General features: G+C 40.5%; 3 protein-coding genes and 1 pseudogene. 1 reads left to right on the top strand and 3 read right to left on the bottom strand.

From position 1 onward, the window contains the following. Positions 1 to 145: 145 nt before the first annotated feature. Positions 146 to 262 carry a photosystem II reaction center protein I gene (locus IQ242_RS21025; RefSeq protein ID WP_002732356.1) on the bottom strand — a complete coding sequence of 39 codons (117 nt, stop codon included), beginning with the start codon at positions 260 to 262 and terminating at the stop codon, positions 146 to 148. Between the two features lie 375 nt (positions 263 to 637). Here IQ242_RS21025 and rsmI point away from each other — a divergent pair, with 375 nt between their 5' ends. Next, complete coding sequence (rsmI, locus tag IQ242_RS21020) at positions 638 to 1,477, top strand: 16S rRNA (cytidine(1402)-2'-O)-methyltransferase (protein WP_193961286.1); 840 nt, start codon at positions 638 to 640, stop codon at positions 1,475 to 1,477. 36 nt (positions 1,478 to 1,513) lie between these two features. Here rsmI and IQ242_RS21015 read toward each other — a convergent pair whose 3' ends face one another. Together IQ242_RS21015 and IQ242_RS21010 are read right to left on the bottom strand one after the other, a co-directional pair. Next, on the bottom strand, positions 1,514 to 2,683 hold the full coding sequence (locus IQ242_RS21015) for an LptF/LptG family permease (protein ID WP_193961285.1): 1,170 nt from the start codon (positions 2,681 to 2,683) through the stop codon (positions 1,514 to 1,516). A 33-nt stretch (positions 2,684 to 2,716) separates the two neighbouring features. Beyond that, positions 2,717 to 3,056, bottom strand: a pseudogene (locus tag IQ242_RS21010) (ABC transporter ATP-binding protein); the annotation flags it as partial.

Raw genomic sequence — 3,056 nt, 5'->3', positions numbered from 1 at the left:
GACATGACTGCACGAGTCGGCGATCGAAATAGAGGACGAGCCAACCTCAATGATACTACCACGATCATTATTTCTAGGGAGACAGGGAAAGTCCGATAACTTGTTCCCTGTGTCTCTACCCTAGAACCAGTTTGATAATTGTCTTCTACTCAAAGTCTTTGCGTCCGGGGTTACGGGTAGGATCGCCGGAAAGGAAGCCAAAGATAAAAAGTAAGACAAAGAAGGAAACAACGATATAAACGGCGATTTTTAGGGTTAACATTACTAAGACGTTCTCCTTAGACTAGATTAATTCAATAACAGGGGTGAGCATACCTTGACCTACTTTACCCTATTTGAGTGATCCCTGAACAGAGAAAAGTGATCAGTCTTCAGTCGTCAGTTATCAGTTATCAGTGATCAGATAAGTGGGTGGGTGGAATTAAATATAAGATGAACGTAGGTTGGGTTGAAGCATGAAACCCAACGCTCGCTCATGTTACGCTACCGCTAACCCATCCTAAAAATAATTGTGCCTCCCTACTTATGAGTTTTTAGTGGACAGTCTGATCAGTAAACAGTAATCAGTCGTCAGCCTACTGATTACTGTTTACTGATCACTGAAAAGACGACTAAACAGCCTATTTTTAGCCAATTTATGAATAATCTCGGTAAATTATATGTGGTGGGAACGCCGATCGGCAATTTAGACGATCTGACTTTCCGGTCCCTGGCAACTCTCAAAAAAGTCTCTCTAATTGCTGCCGAAGATACCAGACACACCGGCAAATTATTGCAGCATTTTGATATTTCAACCCCTCAAATTAGTTACCATGAACATAATCGCCTTTCCCGTCTTGATGAGTTATTAAATATTCTCAGCCAAGGTCAGGATATCGCCTTGGTTACTGATGCGGGAATGCCGGGGATTTCTGACCCGGGTTATGAGTTAATTAAAGCTTGTATAGAAGCTCAGATCGAAGTGGTTCCCATCCCCGGAGTAACGGCGGTAATTACCGCTTTAGCGGTGTCGGGATTACCCACGGAAAGATTCTGTTTTGAAGGATTTCTTCCGGGTAAGGAAAAGCTGAGACAAGAGCGATTAGAGGGTTTAAAAACTGAAACAAGAACGATGGTTTTTTATGAAGCACCCCACAAACTTATTAAGACTTTGGAGGATTTAGGCGAAACTTTTGGATCAACGAGAAAGATAGTTTTAGGTCGGGAATTAACCAAGCTTTACGAAGAAATTTGGCGAGGAACTATCGCCGAGGCGATTAATTTATATAGGGATAATAAAACTCCTAAAGGAGAATTTACGATCGTAGTTATGGGCAACGATCAGGCCGATAATATCCAATTATCCGACGAGGAATTAAAACGGGAATTAAAACAAATTATAGAACGGGGAGTTAGTCGATCGCAAGCCAGCAGACAATTAGCACAGGTTACTAATTTATCCCGCAGTCGTTTATACAAATTAGCCCTAGAAATTTGATGATTATCAATTTTTATTCCTAGGGCTAACCCTCGATTATTTAGCCGATTGAAGTAACAAAATTCCCCCGGCAGTTAATCCTAAAATATTGGGCAACCAAGCGGCCATCAAGGGGGTTAAAACTCCGCCAATACCTAAGGAACTGGTGACAAAAGATAGGAGATAATAGGAGAAAATTAGGACAATACAAATACCGAAACTGGTGGCTTTGTTAGAATTTTGGGGACGCAATCCCAAGGCTGCCCCAATCATCCCAAAAACCAAACAAACAAAGGGTAAAGATATTTTCTGCTCGATTTGAACCTGTAGTTTTCTAATTTTGGTGGGATTGCCACTTAATTGCAGTATTTCTAAGTATTCCCGCGCTTGTCTGAGGGTCATTTCTGAACCATCTCGGCCTCGAAAAGCTAAATCTAAAGGGGTACGAGGTAGGGCTAATTGTTGATGTTGAAAGCGAACAATATTACGATAGGAACCATTAGGATCAATTAGATAAATTGTGCCGTTATAAAAATCCCAGATATTTTTTTCAATATTCCAAGAAGCTGATTCTGAGGTAATAATTTGATTAACTTCCGGTTGGGTGCGATCAAGAATGGTTAAACCTAACATTTCTTGACCGTTAAATCTTTCGGCATAAAATAACCTTCTTAATACCGTTTGCGCTTCCCCTCCATCCGGTGGCCGCACTTTGCCATATTCAGGATAAATAATATTATCTTCAATAAAAGACTTACGATTTGGTCGCAGAGCTTTCGTCATGGTAGCATTAGCTTCATAACTGGCAGCTGGAGCCACATAATCATTAAAAACGTAGGTTAATCCCGTCACTATTAAACTTAGCACAATGGCGGGAATTATTAGGCGATAAACACTAATTCCAATACTTTTAAAAGCAATTAATTCGCTATCACTGGCTAAACGACTGTAGGCCATTAAAGCAGCTAAAAGTATCGACATGGGAAAGGCTAAAACGATAAACTCTGGCATTTTTAATAAGAGAATTTTTAGGGCCAAAGTAAAAGGTAAACCCGATTCAGTAATCCGTCGCACTAAATCAAATAAAGTGCCGATCGCCACTCCCAAGGAAGTGAATAAACCCATACCAAATAGAAAGGGTAATAATAACTCGACAAAAATATAGCGGTCTAAGATGGTGAATCCGGGTATTCTACTTAAATTTCCTTGCCAATTGCCAACTTTCATGATATAATGCAGCGATTTTTTTATTAATAACAATTATCTTAAGAAATTATCACCCAAATAATACTGACGCACCAGAGGATTATTATACAGTTCTTCGCCACTTCCCGCCGCTAAAATCTGCCCTTCGCGCATAATATAAGCCCGATTAGTAATAGCCAAAGTTTCTCGCACATTGTGATCGGTAATTAAAATTCCCATCTGACGATCCCTTAAACCAGCGATCATCGCTTGAATCTCGGACACAGCGATTGGATCCACCCCAGCGAAGGGTTCATCTAATAACAAAAATCTTGGTCCGTTGACTCCCACCGCTAAAGCACGGGCTAATTCTGTCCTTCTTCTTTCTCCTCCAGAAACGTAAGCACCTTTAGTG

It is taken from the genome of Microcystis sp. LEGE 08355 (assembly GCF_015207185.1).
In the GTDB taxonomy this organism is placed as follows: Bacteria; Cyanobacteriota; Cyanobacteriia; order Cyanobacteriales; family Microcystaceae; genus Microcystis; species Microcystis panniformis.
Note: the sequence above shows the minus strand (reverse complement) of the source record. Positions and strands in the feature narration are given on the sequence as shown.

Excerpts from the sequence above, each read along its gene's own strand:
- rsmI (WP_193961286.1), top strand. The coding sequence starts at position 638 with ATGAATAATCTCGGTAAATTATATGTGGTGGGAACGCCGATCGGCAAT.
- IQ242_RS21025 (WP_002732356.1), bottom strand. The coding sequence starts at position 262 with ATGTTAACCCTAAAAATCGCCGTTTATATCGTTGTTTCCTTCTTTGTC.
- IQ242_RS21015 (WP_193961285.1), bottom strand. The coding sequence starts at position 2,683 with ATGAAAGTTGGCAATTGGCAAGGAAATTTAAGTAGAATACCCGGATTC.